Consider the following 21,811-nt stretch of genomic DNA (forward strand, 5'->3'; position numbering starts at 1 on the left):
CGAACACAGTAGTTAAGCTCGTTTACGGTGACAATACTTGGCTGGCGACGGCCCGGGAAGATAACTCGACGCGCACATTAAAAACGCCGGTTTTTTGAACCGGCGTTTTTGTTTTCTCTATTCTCTGTATGGGAAAAAGACTGTCAAAATGTATAAAACATTGCGCTTTTCCTTGGATAATGCAACGAAATTCGCGTTTTTTGCAATAAATGAATTGACAAAAGGCGGGGAAACGCGTTATTCTTAATTTACAAAAAGATACAGGCTTGTGACTGCTGTGCAGGCAAGACCAAACGACCGAATAGGGATAGCTATATTCGGATGTTTGGTCTTTTTTGTTTTTTGAGGTAAGTTGCAGGAAAGGAGAATGGGGATGCGGCAGGGTGCAGACAAAGCGTATGACCTTAGCGATGCAGCATGGATGTATACAAGACCTGTAAAAAGAGAAAAATTTTTTTGGAGGGAGGCGTCATGACGGAACAAGCACAGGGCGGCGGTGCATATCGCATCAGTCGCGTGATCGGCAACAATTTCGTTTGTACGGTAGACGACAGCGGAAAAGAGATCATTTTGCGCGGACTGGGTATCGGGTTTAAAAAGCATGCGGGAGACCTGGTTCCTGCGCAGCAGGTGGAAAAGATTTACGATTTACGCGATCCGGAGAAATCCTCCCGACTGCGGGATTTGCTGGCGGATGTACAGCCGGAATTTCTGGATGTCAGTACAGAGATTATTGAGGCAGCGGAAAGCCGAATTGGGCGGCGGCTGAGCGAAAACATCTATATCACGCTGACCGACCATATCTGCTTTGCCGTGGAGCGGCTGCGAAGCGGCGTTCGCTACCCCAATCATCTGTTGTGGGAGATCACCAACTTTTATCCGGCGGAGTTTGCCATTGGAAAGCAGGCGCTTGATATCATTGAGGCAAGACTGGGGTTTCGGCTGCCGGAGGATGAGGCTGGGTTCATCGCGCTGCACATCGTCAACGCGGAAATCGACGGTAAAATGGCGGATATGGTGCGTATTACCGAGCTGATTCGCAAGATTATCGGCGTGGTGCAGGATTATTACGGCGTGGCGCTGGATGAGCAATCGCTCGATTACGGTCGGTTTATCACACATCTCAAATTCCTCGGGCAACGGATTACGCAAAACCGCTATGTTGCAGACGATGATTCGGAGTTTCAGGGCATGATAGTGCGGCGCTATCAGCAGGATTATCAGTGTGCGGAGAAAATCCGGGATCAGCTGCGGGAGTCGTTTTCTGTTCAGCTCCCATCCGAGGAGATGACGTTTTTGACCATTCATCTGCACCGGTTGGCGATATCTATGGGAATCACAGATCAAAAGGAGTAAAAGAATATGAAAGATAAGATTTTTGGCGTATTACAGCGCGTCGGCCGATCGTTTATGCTGCCGATTGCCATTCTGCCGGTTGCCGGTTTGTTCCTCGGTATCGGCGGATCGTTCACCAATCAAACCATGCTGGAAACCTATGGTTTGATGGGAATCATGGGTCCTGGCACCTTCATCAATGCAATTTTACAGGTGCTCAACGCGGCAGGCTCTATTGTCTTTGATAATCTGCACATTATCTTTGCAATGGGTGTCGCCATCGGTATGGCCAAGCAGGAGAAAGAAGTTGCGGCACTGTCTGCTGCGATTGCATTCTTCGTCATGCACGCCACCATCGGCGCATTGATTATCGATTTTGGCGCACCGAACCTGTCTGGTGCGACTGCGAGCGTGCTGGGCATCAACTCGCTGCAAATGGGCGTATTCGGCGGTATCATCGTCGGTTTGGGCGTTGCTGCGCTGCACAATAAGTATTACAAAATTCAGCTGCCGCAGGTGTTGAGCTTTTTCAGCGGCACACGCTTTGTACCGATTATCTCCGCGGCAGTTTATCTGGTCGTTGGCATTGCGATGTACTACATCTGGCCTGTCATCCAGACCGGCATCAACGCGCTGGGCGGCTTTGTATTGGCCTCCGGCTATGCCGGCACCTGGCTGTATGGCTTTATCGAGCGCGCGCTCATTCCCTTCGGCCTGCATCACGTGTTCTACATCCCCTTCTGGCAGACCGCGCTGGGCGGCACCGCTATGGTCAACGGTGTGCTGGTAGAGGGTGCGCAGAACATCTTCTTCGCCGAGCTGGCAACCCCCGGCATTCAGCATTTCTCGGTTGAGGCGACCCGCTTCATGGCCGGTAAGTTCCCGCTGATGATTTTCGGCCTGCCGGGTGCGGCGCTTGCACTGTACCGCTGTGCCAAGCCGGAGAATCGTAAGGCGGTCGGCGGTCTGCTGCTGTCTGCCGCATTGACCTCGATGCTGACCGGCATTACTGAGCCGCTGGAATTTACCTTCCTGTTTGTCGCTCCGGCAATGTATGTGGTGCACTGCGTATTGGCAGGCGCGTCCTACATGATTATGCATATACTCAACGTAGGCGTGGGCCTGACCTTCTCCGGTGGCCTTATCGACCTGACGCTGTTCGGCATCATGCAGGGCAACGCAAAGACCAGCTGGCTGTGGATTCCGGTCGTCGGCGTGGTATATTTCATTGTTTACTACTTCGTGTTCTCGTTCATGATTAAGAAGTTCGACTACAAGACGCCGGGCCGCGATGACAGCGAAATCAAGCTGTACACCCGTGCGGATGTGAACGCCCGTAAGGAAGGCGAAGCCGCAGCGGCGCAGAGCGGCGGCGATACCGCGCTGTCCCGTCAGATTATGATGGGTCTGGGCGGCAAGGCGAATATTTCGGACGTAGACTGCTGCATCACCCGTCTGCGCTGCACGGTGCATGACGCCTCCAAGGTTGACCAGCAGCTGCTCAAGGAAACGGGCGCGTCGGGTGTTATCTGCAAGGGCACGGGCGTACAGGTCGTGTACGGTCCGCGCGTATCGGTTATCAAGTCCGATTTGGAAGCGTTCCTTGCCTCTCCCGAAAGCAACGAGGCCGCTTCGCAGGCCGCTCCGGCGGCGGTGGAGGACAGCGCCCCAGCATCCTCCGGTGCGCATGTGATTGCCTCGCCGCTGACCGGCAACGTTATTCCGCTCGAACAGGTCGCGGACGGTGTGTTCTCTGAAAAGATGGTAGGCGAAGGTTTCGCCGTAGAGCCGGCAGACAATCAGGTGTACGCTCCGGCAGACTGCGAGGTGGTGACCGTGTTCGGCACCAAGCACGCCATCGGCCTGACCACGACGGACGGCGTAGAGCTGCTGATTCATTTGGGTATCGATACCGTGCAGATGAACGGCGCACCGTTCACCATCGACGTCAAGGAGGGCGATAAACTCAAGAAGGGTGCCAAAATCGGCAGCTTTGATGAAAAAATGATTATCGAGGCAGGCTATCGCACGGTAACGCCCGTGATCGTTACCAATTCGGATGCCTACACGAGCTTTACCCTGCAAAAGACCGGCAAGGTATCGGCAGGCGACGATGTGCTGACTGTCGAATAATCCAGTGATAAGGATAGCAAACCGCCCCCGTGCTGCGAAAGCAGCACGGGGGCGGTTTTATGTACAGTACAGAAATATTTTGCGCTGCCGCGGGCGGAAAGCGCGGAAATCAGCCGTTACCGGTGGGGATATAGGGCTGGATTGCGGATGCCACGCCTGCGATCGGCATGGTCTGCAGCCAGATTCTGCCCGGGCCGGTCAGCACGGTGTTGAAGAAGCCTTCTCCGCCGAGCAGCTTGTTCTTGATGCCCTTGACCTGCTGAATGTCAATGGAAACGCTGGAGTCGAAGCCCAGCACGTTGCCGGTGTCTACGACCATCTGCTGGCCGGATGCGAGCGTGTACTCGACCAGCTCGCCGTCGACCTCGACGAAGGCTGTGCCGTTACCGGACAGGCGCTGCATAATGAAACCTTCGCCGCCAAACAGGCCTGAGCCGAACTTCTTGTTGAAGTGGATGGAAAGCTGTACGCCTGCTTCGGACGCGAGAAACGCGGTTTTTTGCAGGATAAATTCGTGTCCAGCGTCAACCTCAAGCGCCAGAATACGGCCGGGGAAACTCGAACCGAAGGCAATCATGCCCGCGCCACGCGCGGTGTAGATGTTCTGGAACATGCTCTCACCGGAAAATGCCTTGGAAAACATTTTGCCCAGACCACCGCCGGTGGTCTCCATTTGCATGTTGGGCGTCATCCATACCATGGAACCCTTTTCCGTAATCATTTTTTCTCCGTCAGCCAGCTGGCATACGACGACCGGGAAAGCGCCGCCTTTGAGTTCATATTGCATCTTTTTTCTCCTTTCCTACGGGTGCAAAGTTATATCTGTTAAACGGGAGGTATGGCTCAGGCCGTCAGTCCCATATAACGCATCAGTATTTGCGCGGTTTGCGCGCGGCTTGTGTGTCATAAGCATCCTCTCCACTGGCATGTTTTTTCCTGTGGCGTGCCGCGGCTTGGGTATGTTCTATTGTATCACAGACTGCGGGACAAGTGGGGAAAAATATACATTTTGTTTTTCGATGAGGTGTTTTTGAAACGGCATGAGCTACAAGCCCCGACAAACCCTTTCGCTTTTGCAGGACTACGGTATGTATGGCACTTCCGCATGGCTAAACTGACAAAAGCTGTTTTAAAGAGAAAAAAACTATAGACACCTGCGTTCATATCGTGTAATCTTGGAGCGAGCGGTCAAGACAGGTGAGGACGGGCCGGGACAATATATTGTGGTTGGGAATGGAGCAAAAAAATTTTTTATGGCAAAATACCTATTAAACAGGTAATCATTCCGCTGAGAATTGGGCAAAAGGTAGATTTTGATTCTCGAGACATTTGTCTCGTGATGGCGAATAAAAATACAAATTCCTTGTCGGTTTTCTGGATATTGGAGACAGGATTCCTATCTATATAAAGTTATCAAATGTATAATAAAAGAAGCTGTAATGCCAAGTTGAGTTGATTATTTCAACCCGGCATGAGCCATTCAGGAAAAGGCGGGAGCGTGAAGGGAAGTGTAAAAATGAATCAGTCAAATTTTCTTGAGGTCATTTCCGTGCTGGAAGCGGACAGCAAGCTGTATGATATTTTCAAGCATTGCCCTTATGAGATTCTTCGGGAGGTACGCATCAAAAAATATCATAAAAATGCATTTCTTCTGGAACAAAATGAGGTGCACAACACGTTTTATCTGCTGGTCAAAGGCTATGTGGATGTGTTTGTGGTATCGGAACAGGGCAAAAAATACTATTTGAATACATATAGCAAGGGACAGTTCATTGGAGAACTGGAAATGTTTGAGCAAAAGCCGTACATGAGCCGCATCGAGTCCCGCGGATCGGTGACGATGCTGGAGCTGAGCCGGGAGAACTATTTGAAATGGCTGTCGCATGATTGCAATTTCTCCCAGTATGTTCTCAAAACGCTGTGCAACGGCACCTATGTTTCCATGCAGAAAATGGGAAATAATACGCTTTATACGTTAAAGCAGCGTATTTGCCAGTTTCTCATTGAAAGCTCCAATGAGAACGGCACGCTCCGTATCCCGCTGAGCGCAGAGCTGCTCAGCACACGCATGGCAGTGACCACAAGAAGCGTCAATCGCGTGTTGAAGGAACTGAGAGATAAGAAGATTCTGGAGATGTGCGGAACCCATGTCGTGATTCAGGATTACACCCGCCTATTCAAAGAAAAAGAGGAAAAATAGGAGGTTTTTGCATGAGTAACTTACAGCCCCACATTCGCTGCACGACAGAGGATGCCGCACCGTACGCGATTTTGCCCGGCGATCCGCAGCGGGTTGAACGGATCAAGGAATTTCTGACAGACGTCAGAGACATTGCTTTTAACCGGGAACATAAAAGTATTTCCGGCTATTATAAAGGCATCAAGATCATGGCGGTTTCCACGGGCATGGGCGGCCCTTCGACGGCCATCGCGGTGGAAGAGCTGGCGCGCATCGGCGTCAAAGCCATGATTCGCATCGGCAGCTGCGGCGCGCTCCGGCCGGGCATTGCGCTGGGCGACTTGGTCATTGTCAACGGCGCTGTAAGAGACGACGGCGCCTCCAAGTCCTATGTGGATGCCATCTTCCCCGCCATACCCGATACGCAGCTGTTGTTCCATGTGATGCAGGCGGCGAAAAATCAGGCTTTCCCGTCTCATGTGGGCATTGCGCGCAGCCATGATGCCCTCTATGCCGACCCGAAGCAGAATCTGGATGAGATTTGGGGGAAAAAGGGTGTCATCGGGTCGGATATGGAGACTGCTACACTCTTTGTGGTCGGCGGTCTGCGCGGTGTAAAGACGGCCTCCATTCTGAACAATGTGGTAGAGGTGCAAGGCAATCTGGAAGAAGAAATCAATCACTATGTAGACGGCGCATCCGCAGTGGCGGAAGGCGAGCGGCGTGAGATTGTGACGGCACTGGAGGCGCTGGTGGCGCTAGACAATGAGCGTGTATCGGGAGGGGCTTTGTGATGGCGCATAATAAGAGCTATAATAGTCCCTGGTCGTTGAAATTCAATACCGCGGCTTTGGTGCTGATTCCTGCCGCTGTCGGTATCAACTATCTGGGCAAGCTGTTTGTCGGTATGCTTCACCTGCCTCTTTGGATGGACTCCATCGGTACCTGCTTGGCGGGCTGTCTGGCTGGTCCTGTGGTGGGCGCCCTTTGCGGAGCGATTAACAATATCATTTATGGCCTGACGATGTCTCCCATTTCCATGGTTTACGCGCTGTCTCAGGCTGGAATCGGTATCGTTGTCGGTTTGATGGCCTATTACGGTCGGATGAGGACGATCGGCGGCGCGCTTCTGACCGGTCTGCTGGCGGGTCTTGCGGCTATCTGCATTTCCACTCCGCTGAATATCATCTTCTGGGGCGGAACAACCGGAAATATCTGGGGCGACGCGGTATATGCGGTGTGCCTGGCCAACAATCAACCGGTCTGGCTGGCATCCACATTCGACGAGATCATTGTGGACCTGCCGGATAAGATCGTCACCATTTTGATCGTAATGGGAATGTACAGCAATATGCCCAAGAGTCTGCTGTCGCTCTATCAGAGCAATGGCAAGATTGAAAGTTTGGACTAGGAGGAACCGCTATGAAAAGTCTGAGTCTCTATCAGGAGAACGGTACCGTTCTGAACAAGCTGCATTCGGATATCAAGCTCCTGTACGCTGTGGCTGCCATCCTTGTTCCCATTCTGATTTCGGGATTCCTTTCCTATGCATGTACCATTGTCATCAGCCTGATTCTGCTGGCATGTGGGCGTGTGCTGAAGAAAGCCGCTCCTGTGGTAAGCGTTTCCGGCGTTGTGCTGCTGACCATCGTTATCATTCAAGGGATGTTCTACTCCGCCAATTCGATAGAGGTTTTCCGTATCGGTCCGGCGGTGTTTTATCAGGAAGGCCTTTTATACAGCCTGGGTATTGTGCTGAATGTGTTTAATATTCTGCTGGCCATCTGTGTTCTGATTTTTAGCACCAAGCCCTCCGATATGATCGAGAGCTTTATTGAACGGGGCTTTTCACCGCAGATTGGATACGTCTTTATCTCTATCTTTCAGATTATTCCGCAGATGGCCGCTACGATGGGGACCATTACCGATGCACAGAGAAGCAGAGGTATGGAGGTTGAGGGCAGTTTAATGGTGCGCATCAAGGCGTTTCTGCCGTTAATTTCTCCCGTGGTCATGAGTTCTCTGGCAGATACCAAAGAGCGTGCGGTGGCATTGGAAGTCCGTGGGTTTAATTCCAAAAACAAAAAGGTGTTTTTGTATGAGCATAAAAAAACAACCTTGGACAAGGTGCTGCAAATCCTGTTGTTTCTGGCGATTATCGTGACCGTGATTTGGAGGGTAGTAATATGGCTAGGCTCGAAGTAACCAACTTAAAATATCGGTATCCATATACAGAGCGGCTTGCGCTGAACAATATTACATGTACCATCGAGCCGGGGGAGTTTATCGGCGTTATCGGAAAGAACGGCTCGGGTAAAAGCACGTTTTCGCAGGCCCTCACCGGTCTGGTTCCTAACTTTTATCGCGGTGCCTACGGCGGCAGCGTGAAGGTGGATGGAATCGATGTGCGGGATATTTCTGTGGATGATTTATGCCAGCGCGTGGGACTGGTGTTTCAGAACCCCTTCAATCAGGTCACGGGTTCCAAGCTGACCGTCTATGAAGAAATCTCGTTTGGATTGGAAAATATCGGCGTGCCGCGGGAAGAAATGCATAAGAGAATCCGAGAAGCGATGGAATTGCTGGATATCACGCGCTTTGCCGACCGCAATCCGTTTGATCTTTCGGGTGGCCAGATGCAGCGCATGGCCATTGCCAGCATCATCGCGATGAATCCGCAGGTCATTATTTTGGATGAGCCGACCTCGCAGCTGGATCCGCAGGGCAGCGAAGAGGTGTTCCGGGCAGTGCAGAATTTGAGCAAAAACGGCATTACAATCATCATGATTGAGCATAAAATGGAGAAAATTGCCGCATACAGTGACCGCGTGCTCCTTCTGGATGATGGGGAGATGGTCGCCTTTGACACCCCGCAGGCAGTCTTCTCGCGGGATGATTTGCCGCAGCACGGTATACAGGCGCCTGCTTTCACGCGGATTGGCAGAGGATTGGGATTGACCTGTCCCTCTACGCAGTTCTATCCGGTGACACTGGCGGAAGCCCAAGAAGTATTGCGTACATAAGGAGGAATAGCCCATGGGGCGACTGGAAATTCAAGATCTCCACTTCTCCTATACAGCCGGAGAAGAAATTCTAAAGGGAATTGATTTGGTGCTGGAGGGACGCTCCACTGCCATCATCGGTCAAAACGGCGCCGGAAAGACCACGTTTGTCAAGCTGCTCAAGGGACTTTTAAAGCCGACAGGCGGACGTATTCTGTATGACGGGACAGATTTGCAGGGGCTGACCGTCGCCCAGATTGCCCGCAGTATTGGCATGGTTTTTCAAAACCCGAATGACCAAATCTTTAAAAACAAGGTGCTCGACGAGGTGATGTTCGGCCCGATGCAGATCGGGATGTCCAAAAAGCAAGCGGAGGCCAAAGCGCAGGAAGCGCTGGAGATGGTTCATCTGTCCTCCATTCAAAAGGTCAATCCGTATGATTTGGGCCTGTCTGAGCGCAAGCTGATCTCGATTGCGGCAATTCTGGCGATGGACCCTGATGTTATGATTTTTGACGAGCCAACCATCGCACAGGACTATGCCGGAAAGTGCTGCATCGGCTCCATTGTCAGGCATTTGCAAGCGCAGGGCAAGCTGGTGCTCACCATTATCCATGATATGGATTTTGTTGCAGAGTACTTTGACCGTGCCATTGTTTTTGCAAAAGGGCGTGTCCTGCTGGACGATACGCCGGAAAAGGTGTTTGCGCAGCATGATATTCTGGAGCAGGCCTATCTGGAGCAGCCCAATGTGACACAGCTCTGCCATGCGCTGGGATATGAAAAAACCTTTTTGACCACCGATGCTTTTGTGGCGCATCTTCAAAAATAGAAGATTTTGCGGCTGAAAAGCACGGATGAAAACAGAAAACATTCTTATGCCATGAGAGGTGAAAAAATGAAACGAATTTTCTTGTTTGTGCTGGATTCCTTCGGTATTGGGCAGATGCCGGATGCTGAGAAATTCGGAGATGTGAATGTCAACACACTGGCTGCGTGTGCCGCATCGCCGGAATGCCGGATTCCGAATATGATTCAGGCCGGTTTGGGATGTATTGACGGCGTGACATGCCTGCCGAAGCCGGAGGGGGTACCCAGTGGGGCGTATGCCCGCCTGACAGAGGCGTCCATGGGAAAGGATACCACCATTGGACACTGGGAGCTGGCGGGTGTGATTTCCAAAAACCCGTTGCCCACGTATCCGAATGGGTTTCCGGAAGAAGTGCTCAAACCCTTTGAGGAGGCGACCGGAAGAGGCGTCCTTGCCAATATTCCCATTTCCGGCACGGAAGTGATTGCAAAATATGGCGATGAACATGTCCGTACCGGTAAGCTGATTGTGTATACCTCGGCCGATTCGGTATTTCAGATCGCCGCCCATGAAGACGTTGTTCCGTTGGAGGAGTTGTACCGATACTGCCGAATTGCGCGTCAGCAGCTTCAGGGAAAGCATGGCGTAGGACGTGTGATTGCCCGTCCCTTTGTGGGAACTTCGGGCGCATACACGCGTACGGCCAACCGGCATGATTTTTCGCTGGAACCGCCGGCCGAAACGATGCTGGACGCCATTCAGGCAGCGGGACTGGATTGCATTGCTGTGGGCAAAATATATGATATTTTTGCCGGGAGAGGCATTACAGAGAAGGTATATACCAAATCCAACGCCAATGGTTTGGAGTACGCGATGGAGTATGCCAAGCGTGATTTTCACGGTCTTTGCTTTATCAATCTGGTGGATTTTGATATGTTGTATGGCCATCGCCGCAACGTCGACGGTTATGCAAAGGCCCTCGCGGAATTTGATGCATGGCTGCCGGCGTTTATGGAGCAGATGGGAGAAGATGATGTGGTCATGATCACCGCAGACCATGGCTGCGACCCCTCTTATCAGGCTACCACCGATCATACCAGAGAATATGTGCCGCTGTTGGTCATGGGGCAGGGGATTAAGCCTGTCAATCTGGGAACGCGCACCAGTTTTTCCGATGTTGCGGCCACCATACTGGAGATGCTGCATGTTTCCGCAAATATTTCTGGCAGCAGCTTTGCACAGAAGCTGCAGTGAGAGCTTGTCGGGAACGGCCAATCCGCTTTCCCGTACGGTAATCCCGTATTGTATCGAAAGAAACCGAGCGGGAGAGCAAAGATGAGACGGGCTTTTGTTTGAAGCGAGAAAATAAGCGGCGATATTTCCTGACAGGAGTATCGCCGCTTGCTTCATTCATAAGAAAAAAATATGTTGCATAGAGTGACGCAGAGCTTAGTAAAAAGTTACTCTATTATTCTATATTGCTTTGGAAAGTTCACATTGATATGTTATAATGATAAAAATTGTTTTTCAGGGGAGGTATGTCCTTGCTGCGGCAGATCAAATACTTTCAAGCCGTTGTACGCAACAACAGCTTTTCAGAGGCGGCGGAAGAATGCCACATATCGCAGTCGGCCATATCTCAGCAGATTAAGGCGTTGGAAACAGAACTGGGGTTTCCGTTGTTGGAGCGGAAAAACCGAAAGTTTGTTTTGACTCCTGCCGGGGAACATTTCTACAAGAAGAGCCTGGTGCTGATCGCTGATTACGAGCAAATGTGCAGAGAGGCCGCAAAGATCGCCCATGGAGAAGCGGCGGTCTTAAAGATCGGCTACCTGCGCAGTTACAACAGCCCGGAGGTTCATCAGGCGCTGGACGAGTTTTCGGCAAAATACCCTGACATTTCCGTCCAGCTTTTGTACGGCAACCATGAAGAATTATTCACTCTGCTGCGTACCGGCGGCGCGGATCTGGTGCTCAACGATCAGCGCAGAGCCTTTTCCGATGAATATGTCAACCTGATTCTGGCTACTGGCAGGATGTATATTGAGCTGGCGGCCCGAAATCCAGTGGCCACACTTTCTTCGGTCACAGTGCAGGAACTGAAAAACATTCCCTGTATTCTGGTGGCCTCCAAAGAACAGCAGGCTATCGAAAAGGAGTTTTACCAGACGATTATCGGCATACAGGGCGAAATTCTCTATGCAGAAAATTTGGAGGAGGCTCGTATGATGGTCATCAGCGGACAGGGCTTCTTGCCGGTGGAGGGCAGCAGCCAGGCGATGACCTTTGGCGCTTCCATTCGCCGTGTGCCCCTTTGCCGCGGAGAGGAACAGATTACCCGCAACTATTGTCTGTTCTGGAAAAAGGATAACTCCGGCTATTATGTGGAGGCATTTTCTGATATCCTGCGAAGTAAATTTGAATCGTCAACCGGCGATGCTTTATGACTGCTCTCGCTTTGCGAGGGCAGTTTTTTTCGTATAAGATAAACTTATCAAACAGGGTCAAAACTTGAATTGATTGAGCGATTGCAGATTTTTATAATAAATAATAGACCGTTCAAAGGAATTTGAAAAATAAGGAGACATTCAAATGGCAAAACTGGTTGCGTTTTACTCACGAGCCGATGAAAATTATTTTGGCGGTCAATACCGCAGTGTTGCAGTGGGCAACACGGAAAAGGTCGCGAACATGATCGCGGAAGCTGTCGGCGGAGAACGGTTTAAAATCGAGCAGAAGGCGCCGTATGCCGCCGACTATCAGACCTGCATCCAACAGGCGAAGGCGGATCAGTGCAGCCATGCCCGGCCGGAGCTGACTGCGCTTCCGGACAGCTTGGACGGCTATGATGAAATTTATCTGGGCTACCCTAACTACTGGGGCGATATGCCGATGGCGGTTTACACCTTTCTGGAGGCTTTCGACTGGACGGGCAAAACCATCCATCCCTTCTGTACCCATGAAGGCAGCGGCCTGAGCGGGACTGAACGGAAGATTGCCCGCACCTGCAAAGGTGCCGACGTCAAAAAAGGTCTGGCAATCCACGGCTCCTATGTAGACCAAAGCGGCGAAGCGGTTTTGCAATGGCTTAAAAGCAATGGAAAGGACGGAACATGATAAATGGATCAAAAGGTAATGATTTTGACCGGCGCCGGCCAGATCGGTATGGCCATTGCTCGCCGGATGGGATATGGAATGAAAATCGTCGTCGGCGATAAAAAGCTGGAAAATGCCCAGAGCATCGCAAAAATCATGAATAACGCCGGATTTGATGTGGTACCGGTGGAGATGGACCTCTCCGGTCGGGCATCCGTCCAGCGCATCATCGCCGAGGCGCAGAAATACGGCGACATTACCATGATGGTCAATGCCGCCGGGGTCTCGCCTAGCCAAGCACCCATCGAGGCCATTTTGAAGGTGGATCTGTACGGCACGGCAGTGCTGCTGGAGGAAGTGGGCAAGGTAATTGCTCCCGACGGCGTGGGTGTGACCATCTCCAGCCAGTCCGGCCACCGGATGAAGCAGCTCACACCCGAGGAAGATGAACAGCTGGCGTGTACACCCACTGAAAAATTGCTGGAATTGCCTTTGCTCCAGCCCGAGAACATTCGTGACACCCTGCACGCGTACCAACTCGCCAAGCGGTGCAACGAAAAGCGTGTCATGGCGGAATCCGTTAAGTGGGGTGCAAAGGGAGCGCGGATCAACTCCATCTCTCCCGGTATTATTGTCACACCGCTGGCCATCGATGAGTTTAACGGTCCCCGTGGGGACTTCTACAAGAATATGTTTGCAAAGTGCCCCGCTGGGCGTCCGGGCACAGCGGACGAGGTGGCCAATGTCGCGGAACTGCTGATGAGTCATAAGGGCGCCTTCATCACTGGCGCCGACTTTCTCATTGATGGCGGAGCAACTGCCGCCTATTTCTATGGGCCGCTGAAACCTTAAATTTGCAAGCTGTTTGGGTTAGCAAACGGTCAGGATGAACGGCGCTTCGGGCAACACCGCCCCTCTTTCTTATCCCAAAAGGGGAGTGACGGAAACAGAATATCAGATAGCTATCCAGCATACCCATGACGCTTACTGCAAGGTTGTCACGCACCATACCGATGCCAACGCCTGAAATTTGTGGTATGAAAGGCTGCCGGAATATGGTACAATAGTTGATGCTACACCATTTGCCTGTGAAATTGCGTAGAATTACGCAGATTTGCGTGGGCAGAGTAGAAATCACAACGAAAAGAAAAAGCGCCGAAAAGCCAGTCATATCGGTGGTTTGAAGGCTTGTGAAGGGATATATACGAGATGAAAAAAATACTTTTCGTGTGCCACGGCAACATTTGCAGGAGCCCGATGGCTGCATATGTAATGAAAGACCTCGTAGAAAAGGCCGGTTTGCAGGATGATTTCGTGATTGACTCTGCAGCGACCAGCCGCGAGGAGTTGGGAAACCCCGTATATCCATCGGCCAAGCGTAAGCTGTTGGAGCATGGGATTTCATGTGAGGGCCATGCAGCCAGACAGATGCAAAGCAGTGACTACGAGCGGTATGATCTGCTGATCGGTATGGATCAGGCGAATATCCGCAATATGCAGCGCATTTGCAAGGGCGATCCCGATGAGAAGATGCACTTGTTGATGGATTATACAGAGCATTCCGGCAGAGAAGTCGCAGATCCCTGGTACACCAGAGACTTTGAGGCTACATGGAGAGATATCGAAGACGGCTGCAATGGATTGCTCCAAAAAATACAATGAAATATCGGTTGGCTTTAAAGCATGATTTGAATGGTAAAAACGGTGCGGTTTAGAAAACCACACCGTTTTTGGCTGCGCTGGCAGCAGCGAGATGGTTTATATAAAGAAAATACAACTTCAATCAGGCTGCTTTCACCAGTGTTAAACGTCGAACCCTGTTCCGTTGTCTTTGCGTATGGGTTTTGCATGATATCCGTATTTTGAGGAATACCATGTCAATACAGCTAGCAATCTGCCAAGCTCATACGGATTTTATTTTCATACCCCAAATCAAAAAACAGGGCAAGCAGAGGTCCTCGCAGATATGGTACCTATACCTTCTCCGGTAGATACCTTTTCAATAGTAACTTGTACATTTTGAGAATTCCCTGATGTAAATCTCCATGAAAAATCAGAATACGGTGCAATAGTGGTTTTAGTTGCTCCGCCCGCTAATGTTGTATAAGTAACATACAGTGGTTGCTTGCCTGTATTATTTATATACATTTTGCAAAATGGACGTTTGAAATCCAAATCAACCTGATAAACTTGCTTTTTCATCGTTGCATTAAATTGAATATTATCGATTGGTTTTTCATCGATATAGGTAGCATCGGATGGCAACAACTCAGGAGAAATATAATAGGGATTTGTAAATTCGGCATCAGTAGATGCACTAATTTTAAGGGAAATTTTTGCTGAGGTTCCATCATTGCTTTTGACAAAAATAGAATAAGAATTAGGTTGCCGATCTTCAATAATTGAAGAAGTCCATTTATCCCCAGCTTCAACATTGACATGTGTTACCAATTGATTCGGCTCAATAAAGTCAATATGAACTATTCCATCTGACGTGTTAATCACATCAATTGAATAATAGGGAAACTGGTTTTGCGTTGAAAACGTATAACCTACAGAGCTTTTGAATATCTCAACTCCGTCGGCTTCATTAAATGCAAGCGCAATAGGAACAAACATAGTAATAATAATTGACAACACAAAACACCTAATTTGTTTCACACGAATCCTCTCCTTTAAGCATTATTCGGTAAGATGAAAAGCGCTGGGAAACTCGCTGAGCGTGAATTTTATCTGCCCCTCTATAACTGTTAACACCTGACAGTTTCAAAGTGTGACAAAAATTTTCAGAAACCGCTGGCAAACTCGCTGATCCGGAATTGGCCGCCGACCTTTTCTGCATAGATCAGGCACGAGGTCTTGGTCTGATTCGGATCATAGACCGAGTTTGCAGCCGGCTTCATTTCAAAAGAACACTCAAAAACTAGTTTGTTTGCCCTTGCGGAGTAATCTCCGTTATAGGTGCAGGACAATAGCTTTGCCACCTTCATTCCGAAAACCCCGGAAGCATAGTCAAAACCCGCGGCATCGCCGGTACACAACGCTTTCATTTCCTGATACTGCCCAGCGCCGAAAAGGCCAAAGAAGTTTTCAATAACATCCTCGGCAGCGGAAACCTCTGTATCAGAAAATGCAGAATCGCTGATAAGCACAGAGTTTGTGCTGCCTTGCCAGGTAACGGTTTTGCCAAACCACTCGCTGATGGCGCGCACCGGCACATAGGTCGTTCCCTCGTAAATCAGCGGCTCTACAGCCTTGCCGCTCACGTCTGTTGCGACCTTTTTCTCACCATTCAGGTAGATCGTGATATCACCATAAGATACGGTAATCGTGCGATTGCTGACGGCAAAAGCAACGGAAGATAGAAGTAATCCGCAGATAAGGCATAGAACAGGTACTCGCAAACTTTTCTTTTTCATAAAACTCCCTCCAATCCTGTTGGTCATGTATACGCGGGCCAATATGAACGGTCTCTATCAAATATAACAATTGGAACTGCCTGTGCGTGACAAAAATGCCTGAGAAAATTAATTTATTTTTTTTGAAAGTTTTTGTCACGAAAGCCTGTCGCTATGTGTTATTTTAATAGAGCATATTTTACTTTGCCGGCAGCGATATGCGCCGCGCATCCCAAGCGCAGAAGGTACAGAGGGGGGGTGGCCTTGGAAAAAGAGAGCACCGCCTTTTTTGAGGAACTATATAGAATGTATTATCTGAAATTGTTTCGCGTGGCGAAAGGAATCGTCCAGAAAGATGGCGTTGCGGAGGAATTGGTGGAGGAAACCTTTGTAATCCTGCTGACGCAGATCGGAAAGATCCGAACTCATCCCAACCCATTGGGATGGCTCTATAAAGTGCTGACCAATCAGGCGCTTAATGAGCTGCGTAGGGAGCAGCGGCATGGGGAGATTCTTCTGGACAATATTTCGGAAATGGGCGAAGAGATCGATTTGCTGTCCTTTCAGAACGGCTTGCCCAACGGTTTAAAAGACGAGGAAAAGAATATCCTGTTGCTGCGGTATCAGGAGCAAATGAGTTATGCCGAAATCGCGCAGCAGCTGGGAATCAGTCAGGAGCTGGGCCGTACCCGACTGCACCGGGCAAAAAAGCACTATGCGCAGCTCATGGAACAGGAGCGAAAGAAACATGGTATTTGAAAAAACTTGTCACAATTCGCCCTTTTCATGTGTTATCCATGTAGAGGAGGTGCTTCTGAATGGAGAATAAGCGTCAGCCCCCCAAGCAGCCTGACAAAGCAAATATTGACGATTTGAAGGCAAAATTGGAACAGATGGATGAATACAGCTTTGATGAAGCGGTTTTGGATGACTATTTAGAGGCAACCGCTGAGGAGAACATGCCTGCAACCCCCATCAATGTGGAACAATCTTTGGCATTATTCAAGGCGAAACATGCGGTTTTGATTGACACTCTGAGTGCGGAAGAAACCGTTATTCCGCGAAAAAGCACTGGACGCAAGCTGCTGAAACGATTGACTGTAGCAGCAGTAGCAGCCATACTGGTTAGCGCTATGTGCGTTGGTGCGTTTAGCAGCAATGTATTTGCGTTGGTTGCCAAATGGGGCGATGAAACATTTAGTTTCCGCTCTGATTTCAAAAATGACAATATTGGCGGTATCATTTATGAAGATCGCAGTGATGGTGACGCTGAACCGGACGACTATAAAGACACGGTTTCCGTTACTGGAGACAACAGTGCGTTTTACAGCTATCAGGAGTCGGACACCTCTGCAATGGGGATTAAAAAGTCTGAATCAGAATGGGACGAATCCGGTTCAATAGAAACTTTCTATGTTCTGAATATGAACATCGTGGATGCGGTCAAAGCCTACGGTATTAACGAAAAGCTGTTTCCAACTTGGGTACCAAATGGTTTCACACAGGATTATGTTAAGGTAACACGCGACTATTTCTATAACCAGATAGATTTTACAGCAAACTACCTGCACGAAGATGGTACACGAGAATTCGCGGTCAAATCCTTCACGTTAGTAGAAGGTGAAGATGGCGGAATTACTGAAAAAGATGATTGGCCAGTAGAAAAATATACTGTCAACGGCGTGGACTGGTACATTATGCGTAACCTGTCTCGTGTAAATGCCATGGCTATGGTTGGTAACCGTGAAATGTTGTTCTGGGGCGATGTATCTGTTGATGAAATGAAACAGATTATTGATTCTGTCTATTAAGAAGCTGAATAACCAAAGCGGCATCTCGAGCATTATGCTTGAGATGCCGCTTTTTTGTTGCAATCCTCTGGTTTTAACAAGAATAGGGGGTGTTTTTTATCTGCTTATGGTGCGTTTTCTGGCGATGGTTATATGCGGGCAACCGATTGGCGCACCACCAGTTTTGTACCGATGCGGATTTTTCGGGAACGAGGTTCGGGGTTGTTTTGCGGTTGCGATTGGATGAGTCGGAGTAGTTCATCCACGGATTCTATGGCCAGCGCAGATTTGGAAACGTTGATGGAGGTCAAAGGCGGTATAGTGACTTCGCATGTAGGACGGTCGTTAAACCCGACGATGGAGACGTCCTCCGGAACACGGTATCCCTGCTCGGTCAGAGCGCGCAATGCCCCTACTGCAATGGTATCGTCGTCGGAAACAAACGCGGTAGGCAGCGGGGTGGAGCGAGAATGCTCCAAATACTGTTTCATATCTCGGTAGCTGCTCTCTTCAGTGTAATGCAGCGTAATAATATCGGAATCTTGAAAGCCCAAACCAAAATAAGCCAGGGCACTTTCATAACCGGATTGACGCTCCATAAAACTGCTGATGCGGATGTGGCCCCGCAGGTATCCGATACGGGTATGCCCCATCTTGGTCAGATATTCAATCGCTTGAAATGCCCCCATTTGATTGTTGATGGCGATGGTGTTGCAGGTGAGTCGGGTGAAGTCATTATCCATACCGACAACAGGGATGCGCAGATTCTGAAAAACTGCCATATCTTCATCCTGCATTTCGGTGGCAAAAAGAATGGCGCCTTGGCAATCCAAACTGTTAAGATGTTCGATTTGCGGCTCCATCGGGTGCCGTTTGTCAATCGTATATAGCAAAATGCTGTAGCCGCGGGAGCGGGCGTGATTTTCAATGCTTTCCATTAACAGAAGAAAAAAAGGATGCAGATCCAGAATTTCGCCGTGGCGTTTATAGATGATAAAACACAGGTTATTGCTTGGGGAGGAGGTGGCTTTCTTGACCAATGCGCCGCAGCCCATTTCTTCCAGTTGTGCCAGTACCCTTTCGCGCGTGCTGTCGGATACGCCGGGCTTGTGATTGATAATCAGGGAAAGCGCGGCGGGTGATATTCCTAATTTATGGGCAATTTCTTTATTCGTCATAGGTGGTTCTCCCAAATATAAAATGCGTGCATTGCTTTATATTCAGTATAAATAAAATTCCATAATTCGTCAAGAAAATAAACGAATAGAAAAACGTTTAGTAAACTGTTTTTGCGACGATTAGCACTGCCAAAAAATTGAAAATGCGTAAAAATGCTTGAGTAATCGTATAAGGTGGCGATAGAATATGCTAAAAATAATGATAGATTGTGAATGATGCATAAAAAAGAGACGAAAAGAATGTTGAACATTTAGGATTTACAATATAAATATTTAGTTATAAAATCTAAATTACAGAAACGAATAAACTAAACGTTCAGGAGGGAAATGAAATGATTCAGTACGAGAAAGTAACAGGCGATTTTGATCTTACCGGAAAAAATGCAATTGTTGTGGGCGGCGCCGGCGGCATCGGCGAGGCTACTGCACGGATGTACGCAAAGAAGGGTGCAAATGTTGCCATTGTGGACTGCAAGGAAAACTGCCCGGAGGTTGCGGAAGCCATCGCCAAGGAGTTTGGCGTAAAAACCATCGGCGTTAAGTGCGATGTCACGCAGCAGGAAAGCGTAGATGCGATGATGGCAAAGGTGGTCGAGGCCTTTGGCGAGGTAAACATTCTGGCGGCGATGCCGGGATTCGTCGATCTGTACCGCGCCACGGACATTGAGATCAGCACGATCGAAAAGCATATCGCCATCAATGCGGTGGGCGTGTTCCGCGTATGTCAGGGCGTTGCCAATCAGATGATCAAGCAGGGCAAGGGCGGCAAGATTGTCTGCATCACCTCGCAGGCGGATTTCATCGCCATCAATAAGCACGTCGGCTACACGATGAGCAAGGCTGCACTGGTTGGCATGATCAAGGTTTGCGCATTGGAATGGGCGGAATACGGCATCAATGTCAATGGCGTGGCACCGACCGTAGTCAATACTTACATGGGTGAAAAGGCATGGCAGGGCAAGGTGAAAACCGATATGATCGAGAAGATTCCGGCGCATCGCTTTGCAGAAACCGATGAAATTGCGGCGGCAGTCCTGTTCCTCTCCTGCAAGGAATCCAACATGATAACCGGTGAAGATCTGGTAGTTGACGGCGGCTTCACCATTTACTAATCGCGAAAACGGAGGAGACAAGATGGACGCACTGACAAGAAAGTCTTATGAAATGCGCAGGGATATCATCGAGATGGTGCATCTCTCCCGCGCAGGCCATGTGGGTGGCGATTTGAGCGTCGTTGATATTTTGACCACCCTGTATTTTGGTGTGATGAACGTATCTCCCCAGCAGGTAAAGGACCCTGACCGGGACCGGTTCCTTCTGAGCAAAGGACACTGTGCGGATGCACTGTACTGTGTGCTGGGAGAAAAGGGCTTTTTTAATAAGGAAGAAGCAATCAAAACGTTCAGTCAATATCAAAGCCGTTATATCGGGCATCCCAACATGGAGGTGCCCGGAGTGGAAATGAACTCCGGTTCGCTGGGACATGGATTGTCGGTTGGCGTAGGCATGGCGCTCGCAGCAAAAATGGATCAGCGCGCTTACCGCACTTATGTGGTGCTGGGAGACGGTGAAATGGCGGAAGGTTCCAATTACGAAGGAATGATGGCTGCAGGACATTATCATCTGGATAATCTCTGCGCCACGGTGGATCTCAACCGTCTGCAAATCAGCGGCACAACCGAACAAGTGATGAACAGCGCAAGCCTCGCGGATAAGTTCCGCGATTTTGGGTGGCATGTCATTTCGGTGCAGGACGGCAACAACTGCAGCCAGTTACAGGCCGCATACGAGCAGGCTGCCGCATACAAAGGAAAGCCTACCGCTATCATTGCGAACACCGTGAAGGGCAAGGGCGTGTCTTTCATGGAAAATCAGATTTCCTGGCATCACGGCGTGATGACGGAGGAACAGTATCAGCAGGCAGTAAAGGAAATTGAGGAGGTGCTGCAAGGTGAATAACATAACCAACAGGCAGGCCATTTGCGAAACGTTGTTGGAGGCGGCCAAAACAGACAAGGATATCGTGGTGCTTTGCACAGATTCCCGTGGTTCTGCATCCATGACACCGTTTGCCAAGGAATTTCCGGAACAGTTTGTTGAGCTGGGCATTGCGGAACAGAATCTGGTTTCGGTTTCGGCCGGCCTTGCAGCATGCGGCAAAAAAGCCTTTGCGGTTTCTCCGGCCTGCTTTTTGTCCACCAGAAGCTATGAGCAGGCAAAAATTGATGTGGCCTACAGCAACACCAATGTCACCTTGGTGGGCGTCAGCGGAGGCGTAAGCTACGGTGCTCTGGGCATGAGCCACCATTCCTGTCAGGATATCGCGGCGATGTGCGCGCTGCCGGATATGCGGGTGTATCTGCCCAGCGACCGGTTCCAGACGGCAAAGCTGATGAAAGCGCTGCTGCAGGATGAAAAACCGGCTTATGTGCGGGTGAGCCGCTCCGCGACCGAGGATGTGTATGATGAAACGATGGCGTTTGAGCTGGACAAAGCAAATGTCATTTCCAGCGGAGCGGATGTGATGCTGATTGCCTGCGGTGAAATGGTGCCCTATGCAGTGAAAGCGGCGGAAATCCTGAAAACAGAAGGCATCCATGCCGGCGTTGTGGATATGTACTGCTTAAAGCCGCTGGATGAAAAGGCGGTGCTGGAATGCGCCAAGGCGTCCAAATTGCTGGTAACCATCGAAGAGCACTCCGTGTTTGGAGGACTGGGCAGTCTGGTATCTCAGGTGACTGCCGCTAAGCATCCGACCAAGGTTTGTCAGATTGCTTTGCCGGATGCCCATCTGGTCCCGGGCACCAATAAAGAGGTATTTCATTACTACGGTATGGACGCGGAAGGGATTGCGTGCACGGTAAAGAAAGCGCTTGCGGAGGAATGATC

Annotated in this window: 22 protein-coding genes; 18 read left to right on the plus strand and 4 right to left on the minus strand. The window is 49.9% G+C overall.

Annotated features, from left to right (window positions below; genetic code table 11):
• Positions 1-471: 471 nt before the first annotated feature.
• The gene (licT, locus tag ACESSO_RS13860; protein WP_373166102.1) at positions 472-1,356 is read left to right on the plus strand and encodes a BglG family transcription antiterminator LicT; all 885 of its coding nucleotides are present in this window, start codon (positions 472-474) and stop codon (positions 1,354-1,356) included.
• A 6-nt stretch (positions 1,357-1,362) separates the two neighbouring features.
• Positions 1,363-3,468: a glucose PTS transporter subunit IIA gene (locus tag ACESSO_RS13865; RefSeq protein ID WP_373166104.1), complete on the plus strand. Its 2,106-nt coding sequence runs from the start codon at positions 1,363-1,365 to the stop codon at positions 3,466-3,468.
• 109 nt (positions 3,469-3,577) lie between these two features.
• On the opposite strand, the gene ACESSO_RS13870 is transcribed toward ACESSO_RS13865, so the two are convergent.
• On the minus strand, positions 3,578-4,255 hold the full coding sequence (locus tag ACESSO_RS13870) for a TIGR00266 family protein (protein WP_373166105.1): 678 nt from the start codon (positions 4,253-4,255) through the stop codon (positions 3,578-3,580).
• Positions 4,256-4,984: 729 nt separating this feature from the next.
• Between ACESSO_RS13870 and ACESSO_RS13875 the strand changes: the two genes are divergently transcribed.
• From ACESSO_RS13875 to ACESSO_RS13925, 11 genes are all read left to right on the plus strand, one after another.
• A complete protein-coding gene (locus tag ACESSO_RS13875) occupies positions 4,985-5,668 on the plus strand; it encodes a Crp/Fnr family transcriptional regulator (RefSeq protein ID WP_373166107.1) in 684 nt (227 codons plus the stop codon).
• Positions 5,669-5,679: 11 nt separating this feature from the next.
• Positions 5,680-6,441 carry a nucleoside phosphorylase gene (locus ACESSO_RS13880; RefSeq protein ID WP_373166108.1) on the plus strand — a complete coding sequence of 254 codons (762 nt, stop codon included), beginning with the start codon at positions 5,680-5,682 and terminating at the stop codon, positions 6,439-6,441.
• Entirely contained in the window at positions 6,441-7,058 is a 618-nt protein-coding gene (locus ACESSO_RS13885; RefSeq protein WP_373166109.1) for an ECF transporter S component, read from the plus strand. The genes ACESSO_RS13880 and ACESSO_RS13885 overlap by 1 nt, the downstream gene beginning before the upstream one ends.
• A gap of 11 nt (positions 7,059-7,069) precedes the next feature.
• Positions 7,070-7,852, plus strand: a complete 783-nt coding sequence (locus tag ACESSO_RS13890; protein WP_373166110.1) for an energy-coupling factor transporter transmembrane protein EcfT — start codon at positions 7,070-7,072, stop codon at positions 7,850-7,852.
• Positions 7,834-8,670, plus strand: coding sequence for an energy-coupling factor ABC transporter ATP-binding protein (locus ACESSO_RS13895; RefSeq protein ID WP_373166111.1), 837 nt, complete (start codon positions 7,834-7,836; stop codon positions 8,668-8,670). The genes ACESSO_RS13890 and ACESSO_RS13895 overlap by 19 nt, the downstream gene beginning before the upstream one ends.
• A gap of 13 nt (positions 8,671-8,683) precedes the next feature.
• Entirely contained in the window at positions 8,684-9,481 is a 798-nt protein-coding gene (locus ACESSO_RS13900) for an energy-coupling factor ABC transporter ATP-binding protein (RefSeq protein ID WP_373166112.1), read from the plus strand.
• A 66-nt stretch (positions 9,482-9,547) separates the two neighbouring features.
• On the plus strand, positions 9,548-10,714 hold the full coding sequence (locus tag ACESSO_RS13905) for a phosphopentomutase (protein WP_373166113.1): 1,167 nt from the start codon (positions 9,548-9,550) through the stop codon (positions 10,712-10,714).
• Between the two features lie 290 nt (positions 10,715-11,004).
• Positions 11,005-11,907, plus strand: a complete 903-nt coding sequence (locus ACESSO_RS13910) for a LysR family transcriptional regulator (protein WP_373166114.1) — start codon at positions 11,005-11,007, stop codon at positions 11,905-11,907.
• A gap of 145 nt (positions 11,908-12,052) precedes the next feature.
• Entirely contained in the window at positions 12,053-12,577 is a 525-nt protein-coding gene (locus ACESSO_RS13915) for a flavodoxin (protein WP_373166115.1), read from the plus strand.
• 3 nt (positions 12,578-12,580) lie between these two features.
• Complete coding sequence (locus ACESSO_RS13920; protein ID WP_373166116.1) at positions 12,581-13,408, plus strand: SDR family oxidoreductase; 828 nt, start codon at positions 12,581-12,583, stop codon at positions 13,406-13,408.
• Between the two features lie 357 nt (positions 13,409-13,765).
• On the plus strand, positions 13,766-14,218 hold the full coding sequence (locus ACESSO_RS13925; protein ID WP_373166117.1) for a low molecular weight protein-tyrosine-phosphatase: 453 nt from the start codon (positions 13,766-13,768) through the stop codon (positions 14,216-14,218).
• A 270-nt stretch (positions 14,219-14,488) separates the two neighbouring features.
• Here ACESSO_RS13925 and ACESSO_RS13930 read toward each other — a convergent pair whose 3' ends face one another.
• A complete protein-coding gene (locus ACESSO_RS13930; protein WP_373166118.1) occupies positions 14,489-15,217 on the minus strand; it encodes a hypothetical protein in 729 nt (242 codons plus the stop codon).
• A 125-nt stretch (positions 15,218-15,342) separates the two neighbouring features.
• Complete coding sequence (locus ACESSO_RS13935; protein WP_373166120.1) at positions 15,343-15,975, minus strand: copper amine oxidase N-terminal domain-containing protein; 633 nt, start codon at positions 15,973-15,975, stop codon at positions 15,343-15,345.
• A 153-nt stretch (positions 15,976-16,128) separates the two neighbouring features.
• Here ACESSO_RS13935 and ACESSO_RS13940 point away from each other — a divergent pair, with 153 nt between their 5' ends.
• Together ACESSO_RS13940 and ACESSO_RS13945 are read left to right on the plus strand one after the other, a co-directional pair.
• On the plus strand, positions 16,129-16,713 hold the full coding sequence (locus ACESSO_RS13940; RefSeq protein ID WP_373166121.1) for an RNA polymerase sigma factor: 585 nt from the start codon (positions 16,129-16,131) through the stop codon (positions 16,711-16,713).
• Between the two features lie 59 nt (positions 16,714-16,772).
• Complete coding sequence (locus tag ACESSO_RS13945) at positions 16,773-17,765, plus strand: hypothetical protein (protein ID WP_373166123.1); 993 nt, start codon at positions 16,773-16,775, stop codon at positions 17,763-17,765.
• Between the two features lie 128 nt (positions 17,766-17,893).
• Here the strand turns inward: ACESSO_RS13945 and ACESSO_RS13950 are convergent, their stop codons facing one another.
• Positions 17,894-18,922, minus strand: coding sequence for a LacI family DNA-binding transcriptional regulator (locus ACESSO_RS13950; RefSeq protein WP_373166125.1), 1,029 nt, complete (start codon positions 18,920-18,922; stop codon positions 17,894-17,896).
• Between the two features lie 332 nt (positions 18,923-19,254).
• Here ACESSO_RS13950 and ACESSO_RS13955 point away from each other — a divergent pair, with 332 nt between their 5' ends.
• The 3 genes from ACESSO_RS13955 to ACESSO_RS13965 are packed head-to-tail and all read left to right on the plus strand — an operon-like array spanning position 19,255 to position 21,809.
• Positions 19,255-20,034 carry an SDR family oxidoreductase gene (locus tag ACESSO_RS13955; RefSeq protein WP_373166127.1) on the plus strand — a complete coding sequence of 260 codons (780 nt, stop codon included), beginning with the start codon at positions 19,255-19,257 and terminating at the stop codon, positions 20,032-20,034.
• A 22-nt stretch (positions 20,035-20,056) separates the two neighbouring features.
• Entirely contained in the window at positions 20,057-20,881 is an 825-nt protein-coding gene (locus ACESSO_RS13960) for a transketolase (protein ID WP_373166128.1), read from the plus strand.
• Positions 20,874-21,809 carry a transketolase family protein gene (locus ACESSO_RS13965; RefSeq protein ID WP_373166130.1) on the plus strand — a complete coding sequence of 312 codons (936 nt, stop codon included), beginning with the start codon at positions 20,874-20,876 and terminating at the stop codon, positions 21,807-21,809. Before ACESSO_RS13960 ends, ACESSO_RS13965 begins: the two co-directional genes overlap by 8 nt.
• Positions 21,810-21,811: the final 2 nt, after the last annotated feature.

Source organism: Agathobaculum sp. Marseille-P7918 (genome assembly GCF_964248325.1).
Lineage (GTDB): Bacteria > Bacillota > Clostridia > Oscillospirales > Butyricicoccaceae > Agathobaculum.